This is a genomic window from Thermomonas carbonis (genome assembly GCF_014396975.1).
Classification (GTDB): Bacteria; Pseudomonadota; Gammaproteobacteria; order Xanthomonadales; family Xanthomonadaceae; genus Thermomonas; species Thermomonas carbonis.
In genome coordinates this window covers 238,639-254,501 of sequence record NZ_CP060719.1, presented here as the reverse complement: position 1 = coordinate 254,501, position 15,863 = coordinate 238,639, and the positions used below count along the sequence as shown (strand labels likewise).

General features: G+C 66.7%; 17 protein-coding genes. 2 read left to right on the top strand and 15 right to left on the bottom strand.

The window, feature by feature from the left end; all coding sequences use genetic code 11:
* Positions 1-20 precede the first annotated feature (20 nt).
* From H9L16_RS01240 to H9L16_RS01195, 10 genes are all read right to left on the bottom strand, one after another.
* Positions 21-359, bottom strand: coding sequence for a non-heme iron oxygenase ferredoxin subunit (locus H9L16_RS01240; RefSeq protein WP_187552816.1), 339 nt, complete (start codon positions 357-359; stop codon positions 21-23).
* Positions 356-880, bottom strand: a complete 525-nt coding sequence (locus H9L16_RS01235) for a GNAT family N-acetyltransferase (RefSeq protein WP_187552815.1) — start codon at positions 878-880, stop codon at positions 356-358. The genes H9L16_RS01240 and H9L16_RS01235 overlap by 4 nt, the downstream gene beginning before the upstream one ends.
* Before the next feature lie 8 nt (positions 881-888).
* Positions 889-1,146 carry a hypothetical protein gene (locus H9L16_RS01230; RefSeq protein ID WP_187552814.1) on the bottom strand — a complete coding sequence of 86 codons (258 nt, stop codon included), beginning with the start codon at positions 1,144-1,146 and terminating at the stop codon, positions 889-891.
* 21 nt (positions 1,147-1,167) lie between these two features.
* Positions 1,168-2,403 carry a cysteine desulfurase gene (locus H9L16_RS01225; RefSeq protein WP_187552813.1) on the bottom strand — a complete coding sequence of 412 codons (1,236 nt, stop codon included), beginning with the start codon at positions 2,401-2,403 and terminating at the stop codon, positions 1,168-1,170.
* Entirely contained in the window at positions 2,400-3,695 is a 1,296-nt protein-coding gene (sufD, locus tag H9L16_RS01220) for a Fe-S cluster assembly protein SufD (RefSeq protein ID WP_187552812.1), read from the bottom strand. Before sufD ends, H9L16_RS01225 begins: the two co-directional genes overlap by 4 nt.
* A gap of 1 nt (position 3,696) precedes the next feature.
* Positions 3,697-4,461, bottom strand: a complete 765-nt coding sequence (gene sufC, locus H9L16_RS01215; RefSeq protein WP_187552811.1) for a Fe-S cluster assembly ATPase SufC — start codon at positions 4,459-4,461, stop codon at positions 3,697-3,699.
* Positions 4,462-4,556: 95 nt separating this feature from the next.
* Positions 4,557-6,029 (bottom strand): Fe-S cluster assembly protein SufB, encoded by a 1,473-nt coding sequence (sufB, locus tag H9L16_RS01210; protein ID WP_187552810.1) that lies wholly within the window; start codon positions 6,027-6,029, stop codon positions 4,557-4,559.
* 11 nt (positions 6,030-6,040) lie between these two features.
* A complete protein-coding gene (locus H9L16_RS01205) occupies positions 6,041-6,493 on the bottom strand; it encodes an SUF system Fe-S cluster assembly regulator (protein ID WP_187552809.1) in 453 nt (150 codons plus the stop codon).
* A 70-nt stretch (positions 6,494-6,563) separates the two neighbouring features.
* On the bottom strand, positions 6,564-7,463 hold the full coding sequence (locus tag H9L16_RS01200) for an alpha/beta hydrolase (RefSeq protein WP_187552808.1): 900 nt from the start codon (positions 7,461-7,463) through the stop codon (positions 6,564-6,566).
* Between the two features lie 62 nt (positions 7,464-7,525).
* Positions 7,526-8,092 (bottom strand): hypothetical protein, encoded by a 567-nt coding sequence (locus H9L16_RS01195; RefSeq protein ID WP_187552807.1) that lies wholly within the window; start codon positions 8,090-8,092, stop codon positions 7,526-7,528.
* A 121-nt stretch (positions 8,093-8,213) separates the two neighbouring features.
* On the opposite strand from H9L16_RS01195, the gene H9L16_RS01190 reads away from it, so the two are divergent.
* Together H9L16_RS01190 and H9L16_RS01185 are read left to right on the top strand one after the other, a co-directional pair.
* Positions 8,214-8,678, top strand: a complete 465-nt coding sequence (locus H9L16_RS01190; protein ID WP_187552806.1) for an SET domain-containing protein — start codon at positions 8,214-8,216, stop codon at positions 8,676-8,678.
* Positions 8,679-8,918: 240 nt separating this feature from the next.
* The gene (locus H9L16_RS01185; protein WP_187552805.1) at positions 8,919-11,189 is read left to right on the top strand and encodes a DUF5916 domain-containing protein; all 2,271 of its coding nucleotides are present in this window, start codon (positions 8,919-8,921) and stop codon (positions 11,187-11,189) included.
* A gap of 100 nt (positions 11,190-11,289) precedes the next feature.
* Here the strand turns inward: H9L16_RS01185 and H9L16_RS01180 are convergent, their stop codons facing one another.
* The 5 genes from H9L16_RS01180 to fusA are packed head-to-tail and all read right to left on the bottom strand — an operon-like array spanning position 11,290 to position 15,700.
* A complete protein-coding gene (locus H9L16_RS01180) occupies positions 11,290-12,012 on the bottom strand; it encodes a hypothetical protein (RefSeq protein WP_187552804.1) in 723 nt (240 codons plus the stop codon).
* Positions 12,009-12,395, bottom strand: coding sequence for a hypothetical protein (locus tag H9L16_RS01175; protein ID WP_187552803.1), 387 nt, complete (start codon positions 12,393-12,395; stop codon positions 12,009-12,011). Before H9L16_RS01175 ends, H9L16_RS01180 begins: the two co-directional genes overlap by 4 nt.
* A 1-nt stretch (position 12,396) precedes the next feature.
* Positions 12,397-12,945, bottom strand: a complete 549-nt coding sequence (locus H9L16_RS01170) for a YceB family lipoprotein (RefSeq protein WP_187552802.1) — start codon at positions 12,943-12,945, stop codon at positions 12,397-12,399.
* A gap of 55 nt (positions 12,946-13,000) precedes the next feature.
* The gene (locus tag H9L16_RS01165) at positions 13,001-13,594 is read right to left on the bottom strand and encodes a M23 family metallopeptidase (protein ID WP_187552801.1); all 594 of its coding nucleotides are present in this window, start codon (positions 13,592-13,594) and stop codon (positions 13,001-13,003) included.
* A 42-nt stretch (positions 13,595-13,636) separates the two neighbouring features.
* On the bottom strand, positions 13,637-15,700 hold the full coding sequence (gene fusA / locus H9L16_RS01160) for an elongation factor G (protein WP_187552800.1): 2,064 nt from the start codon (positions 15,698-15,700) through the stop codon (positions 13,637-13,639).
* Between the last annotated feature and the right edge of the window lie 163 nt (positions 15,701-15,863).

Genomic DNA, 15,863 nt, shown 5'->3' with positions numbered 1-15,863 from the left:
TTTTCAAATACAAACGATTATCAACAGTCTTCGCGATCATCCCGGGTAAAAATCATCCCGTCGGCGCTGCGAATCGGGAACTTCGCCACCGGCTCGTAGGCCGGTGCGCACAGGGCGCGGCCATCGCGTATGTCGAAGCGGGCGCCGTGCAGCACGCATTCCACGCTGCCCTCGGCCGCATCGAAATGACCGGCGGACAACTCGAAGTCCTCGTGCGAGCAGCGGTCTTCCAGCGCGTACAGGCTGCCGTCAAGGTTGAACACCGCGATCGGTGCCTGGGTGACCTCATCGAACACGACCTTCATCTCGCCGGGCAGCAGTTCGGCGGTGGTGCAGACGTAGGTCCAGGACTCGCTCACAGCACTTTCTCCAGCACCTCGAAGCGCAGGTCGTCGCGCCGTGGCAGGCCGAAGCGCTCATCGCCATACGGGAATGGCTTGAGGATGCCGGTGCGCCGATAGCCGCGGCGCTCGTAGAACGCGATCAGGGTGTCGCGGATGTCGATCACGGTCATCCGCATCGACGGCATCCGCCACTCGTCGCGGGCGATGCGTTCGCATTCGGCCAGCACCTGCTTGCCGATGCCGCCGCCCTGCAGTCCGGGCACCACCGAGAACATGCCGAAATAACCGGCACCGTCCTCTTCGCTCACGTGCGCGCAGGCCAGCAACTCGCCATCACGCTCCGCCAGCAGCACGCAGCTGCGCGGACTTTCGATGTCGCCGCGCAACACCTCGCGGTCGATGCGGTTGCCGTCGAGGAAGTCCGCTTCGGTGGTCCAGCCGGCGCGACTGCTGTCGCCGCGGTAGGCCGACGTGACCAGGCCGACGATAGCGTCGAGGTCGGTCGGGGTTGCTGCGCGGAAGTGCAGTTCAGTCATCGCTGGATTCATCCGAACATGTAGCGGGCATACGGCCAGGCCATCAGCAGCAGGACCAGCACGAGCAGCGGGATCGCGAACCACAGCAGGCCCTTCAGCGCCTTGCCGGCGCGCCCCTGCAGGGATTCGGCCTGCGCGTTCAGGCGTTCGATGCGCTCCATCTGCGCCTTGTAGACGGCGATGTGTTCGCGCTGCAGGGCCAGCGACTCGCGCTGCTGGTCGCGGATATCGCGAAGCAATGACGCGATGTGCGGATCGTTGTCCATCGATATCCCCGCGAATCGAAACTAGAGCAGCAAGCGTCGCACTTTCAGCAACGCGGCGACGAAGGCGTCGATCTCGTCGTGCGTGTTGTAGAACGCCAAGGACGCGCGGCAGGTCGCGGCCACGCCGAACCACTGCAGCAGCGGATGCGCGCAATGCTGGCCGGATCGCACCGCCACGCCTTCCAGGTCGAGCAGGGTGGCGAGGTCGTGCGCATGCGCGCCTTCGACCTGGAAACTGATCACCGCCGCCTTGTCGCTTGCTTCACCGAAGATGCGCAGGCCGTCGACCTTGCGCAGTTCTTCGGTGGCATGCGCCAGCAGTTCACTTTCGCGCGTGGCGACGTGATCCATGCCGAGCGTGGACAGGTAATCGACCGCCGCGCCCAGGCCGACGAAGCCGGCGATGTTCGGCGTGCCGGCCTCGAACTTGTGCGGCGCGTCGTTGAACACGGTGCCGTCGAAACGCACCTCCTTGATCATCTCGCCGCCGCCCAGGAAAGGCGGCATCGCCTGCAGGTGTTCACGCCGGGCCCACAGCGCGCCGGTGCCGGTCGGCCCGCACATCTTGTGGCCGGTGATCGCGTAGAAGTCGCAGCCGATCGCGGGAATGTCCAGCGCCATGTGCGGCGCGGCCTGCGAGCCGTCGACCACGCTGACGATGCCGCGCTTGCGCGCCTCGCGGCAGATCGCGGCGACCGGATTCACCGTGCCCAGCACATTGCTGACATGGGCGATCGCGAGCAGCTTCACCTCGGGCGTCATCAAGGCATGCAGCGCGTCGAGATCCAGCGAGCCATCCGCCAGCAACTCGGCGACCTTGATGGTCGCACCGGTGCGCTGCGCCACCAGTTGCCAGGGCACGATGTTCGCGTGGTGCTCCATCCGCGTTATGAGGATGGCGTCGCCGGCATTCAGACGCGGCAGCGCCCACGAATACGCGACCAGGTTGATCGCGAAGGTGGTGCCGCTGCACAGCACCAGGTCGTCGCCGTGCACGCCAAGGAATGCGGCGAGTTTCTTGCGCGCGCCTTCGTAGGCTTCGGTCGCCTCGCTGCCGAGCGTATGCACCGCACGGCTGACGTTGGCGTTGTGGCGGCGGTAGAAGTCGTCGGTCGCCTCGATGACCGAGGCCGGCTTTTGCCCGGTGTTGGCGGAGTCGAGATAGATGAGCGGCTTGCCATTGACCTCGCGCGTGAGCAGCGGGAAGTCATTGCGCACCCGCGCCCAGTCGATCGCCCGCGTGGCCTCCGCGTTCATGCGCCCAGCCGCGCCAGTGCGCGCTCCAGCGCTGCCTCGCAAATCGCACGCGTCGTTGCGTCGTCGATGCGCGCGACGACCTCGCGGCAGAACGCGCCGGTCAGCAACGCGCGTGCTTCGGGCTCCGGCAAACCGCGCGAACGCAGGTAGAACAGCGCGTTGGCATCCAGCTGGCCGACGGTCGCGCCGTGCGCGGCCTTCACTTCGTCGGCGTGGATCTCGAGCACCGGCTGGGTGTCGATCTCGGCATTGGCCGACAGCAGCAGGTTCTTGTTCGAGAGGTTGGCCTCGCTGCCGTCCGCGCCGGCGCGGATCTCGATGCCGCCATGGAAGACCACGCGGCCGCGTTGCCCGGCGATGCCGCGCCAACCCAGCGTGCAGGTGGTGTCGCGGGCGATGTGTTCGATGCCGAGGCGGGTGTCGACATGCCGGCGGCCGTCGGCCAGCAGGACGCCATCCGCCTGCAGCTTCGCGCCTTCGCCTTCCAGCCGCACGTTCAACTCATGCCGCGACAACGCGCCGCCGAGTTCGAGGTCGGTGCGGCGATAGTCGGCATCGCGGGCGAGCACGGCATCGGTGCGCGCGAACAGGCTGGCGCCAGCGGCTGCATCCTGCAGGCGCACATGCGCAAGCCGCGCACGCTGGCCCAGATGCACGTGGCCGACATGGTTGGCCAGGCCGCGGTCGTCGCCCAGCGCGAGGTGATGCTCGACCAGCGAAAGCGAGGCGTCGTTGCGCAGGTCGACGAGGTGGCGCAGGTGTACGCCGGCATCGCCAGCGGTTGCCGAGGCGACGAACACCAGGTGCAGGATGGTTGCGGTGTCGCGATCGGCGCGGACAACTACGCCTTCTTCCGCCAAGGCAGCGTTGGCAACCGCGAAAAGCTCGTCGGCACCGGCATAGCGACGCTGCAGGATATTGGCATCGCGCGTCGTGCCATCGCGCAGGACGCGCGACAGCGGCTGGACGTCGAGACCTTCCGGCAGTCCATCGAGCGAGCTATTGCCAGCATCGAAATGCCCATCGACGAAGACCATGCGCGGCGACGGGATCGCTTGAAGCAGCTTCGCCAGCACATCGGCATCGACACTCGGCGGCGCCGGAGCCGTGACGAAACTTCGACGTTCCAAAGCACGCAGGGAGGTGTACTTCCACGCTTCGCTGCGCGGGCCGGGCAGGCCGTCCTGCAAGACGCTATCGAGCGACGTGCGACGGCTCTCGCCAAGGCCGGCGGCGTCGCGCGCGGCGAGCGTCTCGAACGCGGCGGCGAACGAATCGAGCAGGGCACTCATGTCAGGCCGCCTGCCCCGGCGCCTTGCGGCCCTCCAGCCAGGCATAGCCGTGCGCTTCGAGTTCCAGTGCGAGTTCGGGGCCGCCGCTCTCGACGATGCGGCCGTCGGCCAGCACATGCACCACGTCCGGTTTGATGTAGTCGAGCAGGCGCTGGTAATGGGTGATGACGAGGAAGGCGCGATCCGGCGAGCGCAAGGCGTTGACGCCATCGGCGACCGACTTCAGCGCATCGATGTCGAGCCCGGAATCGGTTTCGTCGAGGATCGCCAGCTTCGGTTCCAGCAGCGCGAGCTGGAATATCTCGTTGCGCTTCTTCTCGCCGCCGCTGAAGCCCTCGTTGACGCCGCGATGCAGGAGTTCGTCCTTCAAGTGCAGCACGGCGAGCTTCTCGCGCACGCGCTTGAGGAACTGCATCGAATCCAGTTCGCTCTCGCCGCGCGCCTTGCGCTGCGCATTCGCGGCAGCGCGCAGGAAGTAGGTGTTGTTCACGCCCGGAATCTCGACCGGGTACTGGAAAGCCAGGAACACGCCGGCGGCGGCGCGCTCTTCCGGTGCGAGATCGAGCAGCGGCTTGCCTTCGAACTCGACCGTGCCGGCGGTGACTTCGTAGCCCTCGCGGCCGGCCAGGATGTTGCCCAGCGTGGACTTGCCTGCGCCGTTCGGACCCATGATGGCGTGCACTTCGCCGGCCTTCACGTCGAGCGAAAGGCCTTTCAGGATCTCCTTGCCGGCGACGGTGGCGTGGAGGTTGTCGATCTTCAGCATGATGTCTAGCCCGTCATTCCGAACGCAGTGAGGAATCTGCTGTTCGTCTTCCTATGAAAAAAGCAGGTCCCTCGCCAAGCTCGGGACGACAATTCCTAACCCACGGAGCCCTCGAGGCTCACATCCAGCAGCTTCTTGGCTTCCACCGCGAACTCCATCGGCAGTTCGCGGAACACCGACTTGCAGAAACCGTCGACGATCAGGCTGACCGCGTCTTCCTGGCCGATGCCGCGGCTGCGGCAATAGAACAGCTGGTCGTCGCTGATCTTGGAGGTCGTGGCTTCGTGCTCGACGGTCGCGGTCGGGTTCTTGACCTCGATGTAGGGGAAGGTGTGCGCGCCGCACTGCTTGCCGATCAGCAGCGAGTCGCACTGGGTGTGGTTGCGCGCGCCCTCGGCGCTGGCGGCGACCTTGACCAGCCCGCGATAGCTGTTCTGCCCGCGGCCCGCGCTGATGCCCTTGCTGACGATCTTCGACTTGGTGCGCTTGCCGATGTGGATCATCTTGGTGCCGGTGTCGGCTTGCTGGCGATGATGGGTCAGCGCCACGCTGTGGAATTCGCCCACGCTGTCGTCGCCCAGCAGCACGCAGCTCGGGTACTTCCACGTGATCGCCGAACCGGTTTCCACCTGCGTCCACGTGACCTTGCTGCGTGCGCCGCGGCATTCGGCGCGCTTGGTGACGAAGTTGTAGATGCCGCCCTTGCCGTTCTCGTCGCCGGGGTACCAGTTCTGCACGGTGCTGTACTTGATCTCGGCATCGTCCAGCGCGACCAGTTCGACGACGGCGGCGTGCAATTGGTTGTCGTCGCGCATCGGCGCCGTGCAGCCTTCCAGGTACGAGACGTAGGCCGACTCCTCGCAGACGATCAGGGTGCGTTCGAACTGGCCGGTGTTGATCGCATTGATGCGGAAATACGTGCTCAGCTCCATCGGGCAACGCACGCCCTTGGGGATGAACACGAAGCTGCCGTCGGAGAACACCGCCGAGTTGAGCGCGGCGAAATAGTTGTCGCCGACCGGCACCACGGTGCCGAGATATTTGCGCACCAACTCCGGATAGTCGTGGATCGCCTCCGACATCGAACAGAACACGATGCCCTTTTCGGCGAGCTCCTTGCGGAAGCTGGTGCCCACGCTGACCGAGTCGAACACCACGTCCACCGCCACGCCGGCCAGCTTGGCGCGTTCGTGCAGCGGCACGCCGAGCTTCTCGTAGGTGTCCAGCAATTCCTGCGGCACGTCGGCGAGCGATGCGTATTTCGGGCCCTTCGGCGCGCTGTAGTAACTCAGCGCCTGCAGGTCGATCGGCTCGATCGCCAGCTTCGCCCAGTGCGGCACCGGCATGGTCAGGAAATGCCGATACGCGGCGAGTCGCCACTCGGTCATCCATTCGGGCTCGTCCTTGCGGGCGGAGAGCGCGCGGATGATCTCCTCGGAGAGGCCCGGCGGCAGCGAATCCGACTCGATGTCGGTGCTGAAGCCGGCGTCGTACTTGCGGCCCAGGCGCGCGTGGATCTGCGCGTTCGCTTCGCTTGGGGTTTCGATGATGGCGGTCTGGCGGGTCATCGGTGGGGTCCTCAGGCGTTCGCGAGTTGGGCGGCGATGCCCTTGCGCACCGGCATGCTGGGTGCCGGTTGCAGCATTTCCGCCAGGCTGACCCCGCGCAGGGCGTCGGCGACGACATCGTTGATCCGCCGCCAGTTGGCGCGCACGCCGCAGGATTGTTCGATGCCGCACTGGCCGTCGTGCAGGCTGCATTCGGTCATGCCCAGCGGGCCTTCCATTGCCTCGACGATCTCGACCAGGCTGATCGCGGCCGCGTCGCGGGCCAGCCGATACCCGCCGTTCGCGCCGCGGAACCCTTCCACCAGCCCGGCCTGGGCCAGCGGCTTGAGCACCTTGGCCACGGTCGGTGTTTCCAGCCCGGCGTGTTCGGCCAGGTCCGGCGCGCTGAGCACGTCGCCCGGCCGCGCGGCGAGCACGGTCAGGACCAGGGTGGCGTAGTCGGTGAGCTTGGTGACGCGGAGCATGGCGGGCGTGGCTCGAAAACGTACCGGAATTGTACGGTTTCGGGCGGCCGCGGCCAAGCGCAGGCTCCGGCTAGCGCTGCAGGCGGTCGATCCAGTCGGAAACGGCGCGGGTGTAAGCCGATAGCTGGCCGAGGGTCCGGTTGATCTCGCCATGGTCGAGCGGCTCGGGTTGCACCACCATCGCGACGCCCAGCGCGCGCCCGCGCGCCGCGAATTTGCGGGCTTCATCGCAGGGCGAGGTCGGGAAGCGGCGCTCGCTGGCGCAGACCAGCAGCATCGGCAGCCCACCGCGGGTCAGCTGCTGCTGCGGCGAGACCGACCGCCAGTAGGCGGGATCGTGACCAAACGCTTCTTGGTAAAGCTTCGGAACCCGGCGCTTGCCCATCAGCGCGGGCACGTCCAGCGCGCCGCTGTCCAGCGAAACGATGCCGCGCGGCGGCGTCGCGCCGGCTTGGGTCAGCATCCGCGGATCCGCGCCGAGCAACGCGACCAGGTGGGCACCGGCGGAATGCCCCATCAGCACCACGCGGGAGCGATCGAGCTGCCATTCGCCGGCACGCCGCTGCAGGGCGGCGACCGCGCGGGCGATATCGCGGGCCTGCTCCAGCGGCATCGTCTCCGGGAGCATCCGGTAATTGCTGGAGACCACCGCGTAGCCCTTCGGCAGCCAGTAGGCCAGTTTGTTGGCCAGGCCCGGGTTGGTCTTGTCGCCGTTGGCCCAACCACCGCCGTGCACGTAGAACACCACCGGCGCACGCGAGGGATTGGCCGGCAGGTAGAGGTCGAAGCGTTGCGCCGGATCCGGGCCGTAGGCGATGTTGCGTATGGGGCTGCCGCCCGCCGGCACGGCGACCGGGCGTTCCTGTCGGCTGGCCTCGCGCGCCTGCTTGAAGCGTTCGCGCACGCCCTGGGCGCTGGCGAGCGTGGGCAACAGGACGAGCAGGGCGAGGGCGGCGGAGAGCTTGCGCATCGTAGGGATTCCGCTGGGGAGTCCCGATGGCAACGTGCGGCTCCGTTGCCGGTTGACGCTCCTCAACCCGCGGCAGGGGCAGGCGGTGCAGCGGCGGATGCCGGTGCCGGCGGCAGCACCATCTGCAGGTAAGGCGGCGGTGGGGTCTGGCCGGGCGGCAGGTAGTCGGGTGCCTTGCTGCCGCCAGGTCCCAGCGAGCGGATGAAGCGATACAGCGCGCGACGATCATCCTCGGTCATCGCGCGCAGATTGAAGTCGGGCATGATCGGACGGGTGTGCAGTTCACCGGTGTACTTGAGCCATCCGGCTTCGTCCATCTCGCCTGCCTTGATGCGCAGGTTGGCTGCGTACGTCGTGCCCCACGGACCGGAGAAACCGACCGGCGAACCCGTCAGCCAGTCTTCGCGCGGCACGTCGCCGCCGCGCTCGCCATAGGCAGGCGTGTGGCAGTCGTTGCAGCCGGCGATGCGGATCAGATAGTCGCCGCGGGCGAGCAGCTCGGCGTCGCGGTCGATGCTGGCGATCGCCGGCGTGGCGCTTGCGCTCGCGGGCGGCGAGGGCGAGGTGCAGGCGGACAGCCCGAGGCAGGCGATCGAGGCAAGCACGGACATGGGGCTGCAGCGGTTCATCGGCGGGATCCTGCGGTGGACTTCGCTAGGCAAACGGCCCACCGCCGGGAAAGCGGTCAATGCGATGACGGCGCGCCCTTGCGTAGCTCACAATGCAGGCCCCGTCCTGCAGCCACGTCCGATGCCGAAGAAGATCATCACCCGCAAGTCCGCCATCCACGGCAACGGCATGTTCGCCGTGGCCGCGATCAAGAAGGGCGAGCGCCTGATCGAATACAAGGGTCGGCGGCGCACCCACGAGGACGTGGATGCCGGCGATACCGGCGATGCCGACAGCGGCCACACCTTCCTGTTCACGCTCAATGAAGTGTTCGTGATCGACGCCAACTTCGAGGGCAACAGCGCGCGCTGGATCAACCACAGCTGCGCGCCGAACTGCGAAGCGGTGCTGGAGGAGCACGAGGATGATCCCGAGAAGTCGCAGGTGTTCATCGATGCGAAGCGGGCGATCAAGCCGGGCGAGGAACTGACCTACGACTACGGCATCACCCTGGCCGAGCGCCACACCCCGCGCCTGAAGAAGATCTGGGCCTGTCGCTGCGGCGCGAAAGACTGCACCGGGACGATGCTGCGGCCGAAGCGCTGACGCAAGACCGTGCTTAGACACCCGCTCGTCATCCCTGCGAAGGCAGGGATCCAGCTCTTGAGAGCACTGGATATTCGGCTATCGCCGAAATAGGGCGCTACCTGCCTTCGCAGGGATGACCGCGAAACTGCGATGCGCCGCACCTGACGAAGGTTTACATGACTTGTGCCAGTCGGTAACGGTTGACGAAATCGTTACCGTGCGCGCCATCGCAGCAATCGCTGCCCGAACGTGATGTCCATGCGCCTGTCCCGCCACAAGAGTTCCCTGTTGTCGCTTTCCGTGCTGGCGGCGTTGTCCTCGCCCGCGCTGGCTCAGGTCAAGGTGGACGGCGTCATCGATCCCGCCGAATGGCAGGGCGCGCGCCATGTCACCGACTTCAGGATGGTCCAGCCGTTCACCCAGTCCGCGACTCGTCATCCCACCGAGGCCTGGATCCTGGCCACCCCGGACGGACTGGCGGTCGCTTTCCGCAACACCAAGATCGCCGGCGTGGAAACCCCGCGGCAGCGCAGCGCGCGCGACCAGGACGTGGCGATCGACCGGGTCAACGTGATGCTGGATTTCGATGGCGATGGTCGCAGCGGCTACGACTTCACCCTCACCGCCAGCGACAGCATCCAGGATTCCACCATCACCAGCGGCGGCAACTTCAGCAGCGACTGGGACGGCACCTGGCAGCACGCGGTGGCAGAGGATGACGACGAATGGACCGCTGAGCTGCTGATCCCGTGGCATACCGCGCCGATGAAGAAAGTGGCCGGCGACAAGCGCACGGTCGCGGTCTACCTGGACCGCGTGGTCGGCAGCGTCGGCGAGCGCATGGCCTGGCCGGCGGTCAGCTTCGAGCGGCCGCAGTTCCTCAACCAGTTCGAGAAGATCGAGATTCCGGTCTTCTCGCAATCCTTGCTGGCGATCACGCCATACGTGGTCGGCCTGCACGACCTGGTGGCCAGGGACAACAGTTTCGATGCCGGCGCCGACATCTTCTGGAAGCCGAACAGCCAGTTCCAGCTGACCGCGACGATCAACCCGGACTTCGGCCAGGTCGAGAGCGATTCGCTGGTGGTGAACTTCGGCGCGCAGGAAACCTTCTTCAGCGACAAGCGTCCGTTCTTCACCGAGAACCAGGGTTTCTTCGACTTCGGCCTGCTGTTCGACAACAGCCAGCTGCTGTACACGCGGCGCATCGGTGCGTCGGCGGACGACGGTAGCGGCCCGGCCGACATCACCGGCGCGATCAAGTTCAACGGCAGCATCGGCGCGACCCAGTACGGCGCGTTCGTGGCCGACGAGGGTGGCGATGGCGGCCGCCGCTTCAGCGCGCTGCGGCTGCAGCGTTCGTTCGGTTCGCACAACCTCGGCGCGATGGTGACCAATGTCGACCGGCCGTTCCTCGATCGCAACGCGAACGTGCTCGGCTTCGACCATCGCTGGCAGCCCGATCCCAGCCTGACCGTCTCCAGCACCCTGGTCGGCAGCGACATCGAACAGGCGGGCCAGCACACGCGCGACGTCGCCTTCACCTCGATGGCGCAGAAGACCTTCGCCAAGGGCTGGAGCGTGACCGGTTTGCTGATCCATTACGGCGAGGATTTCGAGGTCAACGACGCCGGCTACCTCGGCCGCAACGACCTCAACTACGCGCAGGTCGAGTTGGGCAAGCGCATCACCGAGCTGCCGGCAGAGTCCGCCTGGTCATCGCATAACCTGCGCTTCCGCGTGGAAGGCATGCAGAACAACGACGGTCTGTGGCTGCAGCGGCAGACTCGCTTCCAGGGCAACAGCCAGCGCAAGGACGGCGGCAACCTCAACTGGAACATGCAGCTGCGCACTGCCGCCTTCGACGACGAAATCACCCGCGGCAACGGGCCGATGCGCGTGCGCAACGGCGGCAATGGCTTCATCGGCCGCGGCTTCCCGCGGCGCGGCAACTGGCAGTTTGCCGTCGAGGGCAGCATCGGCGTGGCCAGCGGCCTGCGCCAGGACACGCCGTATGCGTGGAGCGCCTCGGTCAGCAGCACCTACTACATCAACGACGCGCTCAACATCGAGCTGTGGATGGGCCACGTGATGGACCAGGAACAGCTGATCTGGCAGGGCGACGAGCTGGGCCCCGGCCATGAAAACGTGGTTGCCGGCTTCCACATGAACCGCTACGACCTCAGCGCCAGCCTCAACTGGAACATCGGCACCCGCCAGGAATTACGGGTGAAGCTGGAAGCGCTGGGCTTCGATGCCGACAACCCCATCGCGTGGCGGCTGGGTACGGACGGCCGCGGCGTGGTCAGCAACGATCCGGTGCAACCCTTCAGCCTGCGCAACATGGGCTTCCAGGTACGCTATCGCTACGAGCTCGCGCCGCTGTCGAACCTGTACGTGGTGTACGGACGTGGCGGCTTCGGCTACGACCCGTTCGCCGCCGGTGCCTTCGACCAGTTCAACGATGCCTTCAGCCTGCGCAACGACGAGCAACTGGTGGTGAAGTTGGCGTATCGCTTCGAGTTGTAGCGCAGCATCTGCACGCCGCCGTCATCCCTGCGAAAACATCGCCGTCATTCCAGTGGCTGCCCGTCATCCCGGCTTTCGCCGGGATGACGGGCAAGAGCACTCAATCCTCGCCGTCGTGCGGCCAGCTGATGCCCAGCTCGCCGACGACCATGTCCTTGCCGGCGCTGGCCCATTTCGGATCGTCGCTGCGGAAGGTGGCGTCGCCTTGCGGCAATGCGTTGTCATCGGCCCCCGTGCGTGCGGTCAGGGTGACGCGGCGAAACAGCGGATTGCCGACCGCGTTGGCGAGCTTGCCGCCGTGCCAGTCCTGCACGGTGCCGCCGTAATCCCATGCAAGCCCGTAGAAACTCACCGGTGCGCCGTTGAGCGCGACCAATTCGGCCAGGCTCATGCCCGGGCGCAGGCCGGTGGCGTCATGCCAGAGCGACTCCGCATTGGTCACACGCAGTTCCTGGATCGGGGCGTCCTTGTTGTCGGCATCCAGCATCAGTTCGAGGCGCTTCGCCGGATCGTCGGGGAAGGCGACCAGCACCGGATAGGTGCCCATGCCTTCGGCACCGTTGAAGGTTTCCTCGCGCAGGTTGGTCTTGCCGAAGCGGGCTTCCAGTTGCGCCTGCGTGGTGAGCGGATTGAGGTCGCCGGGTAGTTCCCAGGTCTCGACGATCGGTGCCGCGGTTTCCGCTTCCACAGGCGCAGGCGCTTCGGCTGCGGGCGTCGTCACCGGCGCAGGTTTCGCGGCAGGTGGCGTTGGCGCAGGGGCCGGCGCGGGCGAGCACGCTGTCACCAGCATCGCCACGCTGGCGGTGAGCAGCACGCGCCTCATTGCAGGCCGGCGTCCGGATTGTCGCTGCTGCTGGCAGGCACGGCGGACTCGGTCGGCGGCAGCGGCATGGTTTCGGGTTCCGGTGGCTCGGGCGTGGCGGTCTGCGGCAGGCCGTCGATGTCGGTCGGCAATTCGCCATCGATCGGCACGATGTCCGCGGGCACTTCCAGTTCGTCCTCAACCGGGATCTCCACCGGCTGGCCCGGATTGGGCGTGGACTCGCCGGGGTTGGGCATGCCGGTGACCGAGCCGCTGACGGCATCGGGCTTCGGCAAGCCATCTTCACCGGTTGACCCAACGTTGCCCGGTGCGGCGTCCTTGCCGCAGCCGGCCAGCAGCAAAGCGGTCAGCGCGGCGATGATCGAAAGGCGTGTGCGATGCATGTCAGTCCAGTCGAATGGTGATCAGGCCCGGGTCGATGTCGACCCGTTCGATGCGGCGCGAAGCCATGCGGCCCACGGTGCTGTCGTCGAGCCGGTACACCGGCTCCTCGCGCGCGTAATCCAGCAGCCAGCTGTTGAGCATGCTCCGCGCGCTGTCGTTCATCACCCCGCCCAGCGCCGGCACGTCCACCGCGACGATCTGCGGCTGGTCCATGTGCAGGCCGCGGGTGCCGGGATCGAAACGCAGCCCGCTCTCCACGCTGAAATGACCGGACGGCGTGCGCGCGTTGCCGGGACCGCCCATGCCGATGTCGAAGTCCAGGTGCAGGCGACCGCCCGGCGGCAGGCTCAGGCGCGGGTTCATCAGGCTGAAGTTGAGCAGCCCGCCGAGTTTCTTGTAGTCGCGCGGGAATTTGCGGTCCAGCTGCGCCTGCAATTGCGGCGCGGTGAAGACGATGTCGCGGCCCAGCAACACGGACGTACCCAGGCTGGAACACGCGGCCAGCATGCCGGCGAGCAGCAGGGCGAGCAAGGCGATCGATTTGCGCATGGCGGCCTCGGCGGTGGCGGAGCCTGCATCCTCGCCAACGGCGGTGAACGTCCGGTTAGCGGGGCGGCGGCGCGTTCAAGTGTGACGGTTTCGCATCGCGCAGGCGAGGGTATGGGTTGAGTGCGCCGGCTTGGTTGTAGATGCCGTAGTGCAGGTGCGGCGGCGTGGTCCGCGCGTTGCCGGTGTTGCCGACGATGCCGATGACTTCGCCCGCGCGAACCCGCTGCCAGGCATGCAGGCCGGGTGCCCAGTCGTCGAGGTGGGCGTAGTAGTGGCGCTCGCCGCCGGGACCGAGCACCCATGCATGCCTGCCGCCGATCCCGTAATCGCCGATCCGCGCCACGATGCCGTCGGTCGCGCTCAGCACCGGCGTGCCGCGCTCGGCGAAGATGTCGGTGCCCTGATGCCTGCGCCCGCCATCGCGTGGACCGCCCCAGGTGTCGGCGATGGCACGAACGCGAACCCCGGCCACCGGCACCGGAACTTCCAGCGCTGGCGGTTGCCGCCACAGGCGGAACAGTTCGGGCAAGGCACGCGGCATCGGCGAGGCCCGCCACCACAGGGCCAGCGCGACGCCGACCACGAGCAGGAACAACAGGCTGGCGGGGAAGCGGCGGCGGCGAACGGGGCTGGCGGCATGTGTCGGCATGCCGCCAGCATGGCGACGGGCGGTTGAAGCGGACGTGTGGGCTCAGTCGTCGTCGTGGTGCGGCGACTTCCAGGCCTCGACGAGTTTCTGCTGGACCTGCGGCGGAACCGGTTCGTAATGGCTGAAGTCCAACGCATAACGACCACGCCCGGCGGTCACCGATTTCAGTTCCGCCGCGTAACCCTCCAGTTCCGACAGCGGCACCTGCGCCTTGACCACGATCTCGCCGCGTTGCGAATCGGTGCCGTTGATGCGTGCACGCTTCGACGACAGTCCGCCGCTGATGTCGCCCATGTGCTGCTCGGGCGCGGTGACTTGCAGTTCGGCGATCGGCTCCAGCACCTGTGGTCGTGCCTTGCCGATCGCATCCAGGAACGCCTTCTTGCCGGCAGCGACGAACGCGACTTCCTTGGAATCCACCGGGTGATGCTTGCCGTCGTACACGATCACGCGCACGTCCTGCATCGGGTAGCCGGCGACCGCGCCGCCGGACAGCACCTGGCGCACGCCTTTTTCCACCGCCGGCAGGAACTGGCCCGGGATGGTGCCGCCCTTCACTTCATCGACGAACTCGAAACCGCCACCGCGGGGCAGCGGTTCGATGCGCAGGAACACCTCGCCGAACTGGCCGGCGCCACCGGTCTGTTTCTTGTGGCGATGGTGGCCGTCGGCGTTGCTGCTGATGGTTTCGCGGTAGGCGATGCGCGGCGGATGCGTCTTCACGTCGACGCCGTACTTGTCCTTCAAACGCTGCAGCATGATCCGCAGGTGCAGGTCGGACAGCCCGCGCATCACCGTCTCGTTGGTTTCGATGTTGTGTTCGACCAGGAAGGCCGGGTCTTCCTCTGCCAGTTTGTGCAGCGCGGTCGCCAGCTTCTGTTCCTGGCCCTTGCTGGCGGGCTCGATTGCAAGCCCGAACATCGGCTTCGGGAACGCCATCGGTGCCAGGTGGATGTGATCCTCGTCGTGCGAGTCGTGCAGCACCGCATCGAAATGCAGGTCGTCGATCTTGGCCACCGCGGCGATGTCGCCGGGAATCGCCTGCGCCACTTCGACGTGGTCCTTGCCCTTGAGCTTGAACAGGTGGGCGACCTTGAAGGCCTTCTTGCCGTCGTCGACGAACAGCTGGGTGTCCTTCTTCACCGTGCCCTGGTAAACCCGGAAGATGCCGAGCTTGCCTACGAAGGGATCGTTGATGATCTTGAACACGTCGGCGATGACATGCGCCTGCGGATCGGGGGTGGCGACGATCGGTTGCGCCTCGTCGCCGGTGCCCTTCATGAAGGGCGGCGGATTGGCCTCGCCGGGATGCGGGAACAACCGCTCCGCCACGTCGAGCAACTCGCGCACGCCGGCGCCGCTGCGCGCGGACACGAAGCAGACCGGCACCAGGTGGCCCTCGCGCAGGCATTGCTCGAAGGCGTCGTGCAGTTCCTGTCCGGACAACCCGCCCTCGCCGAGGTCGAGGTAATGGTCCATCACGGTCTCGTTGATCTCGACCACCTGGTCGATGATCCTGCGGTGCCAGTCGGCGACCGGGCCGAGGTTGCTGGTGCCGGTGGATTGCCAGAAGCAGTCGACGACGGATTTTCCGCCTTCGTTCGGGAGGTTGAGCGGCAGCACTTCGCTGCCGAAGGTCTCGCGCAGGTTGTCCAGCAACGCACCGAGTTTCGCGCCCGGATGATCGATCTTGTTGACCACGATCACCCGGCACAGACCGCGCGCCTTGGCGTGCTCCATCATCCGGTGGGTGCCGTAGCTGATGCCGGTGTCGGCATCCACCACCACCGCCACCGTTTCCACCGCCGCCAGCGCGGACAGGGTCGGGCCGCGGAAATCCGGATATCCGGGGGTGTCGATCAGGTTGACGTGGATCGGCGGTTGCCCGAGCGGGGCGTGGTCGATGCTGGCGATCGCGGCGTCGATGGAATGGCTGCGTTCGCGTTCGATCGGGTCGAAGTCGGAGACCGTGCTGCCGCGTTCGATGGTGCCTGCCGTCTGGATGGCGCCGCCGGCATGCAGCAGGGCTTCGAACAGGGTGGTCTTGCCGGCGCCGGGGTGGCCTGCCAGGGCCACGTTGCGGATCTGCTGTGTGCTGTAGGACATGAGCCCGTTCCTCCTTCGCATGCGAATGGACGTGGCGTCATGGCTGTCCGCGCTTTGCGCCGGAGCGGTGCGCTCGGCGGGCGGTCATGGCGGACTGGCACCTTAGCGCGGAATCCGGCGGCCATGTCTTGCGCTGCAACATCGCCCGCAGCGCTATTCGCTT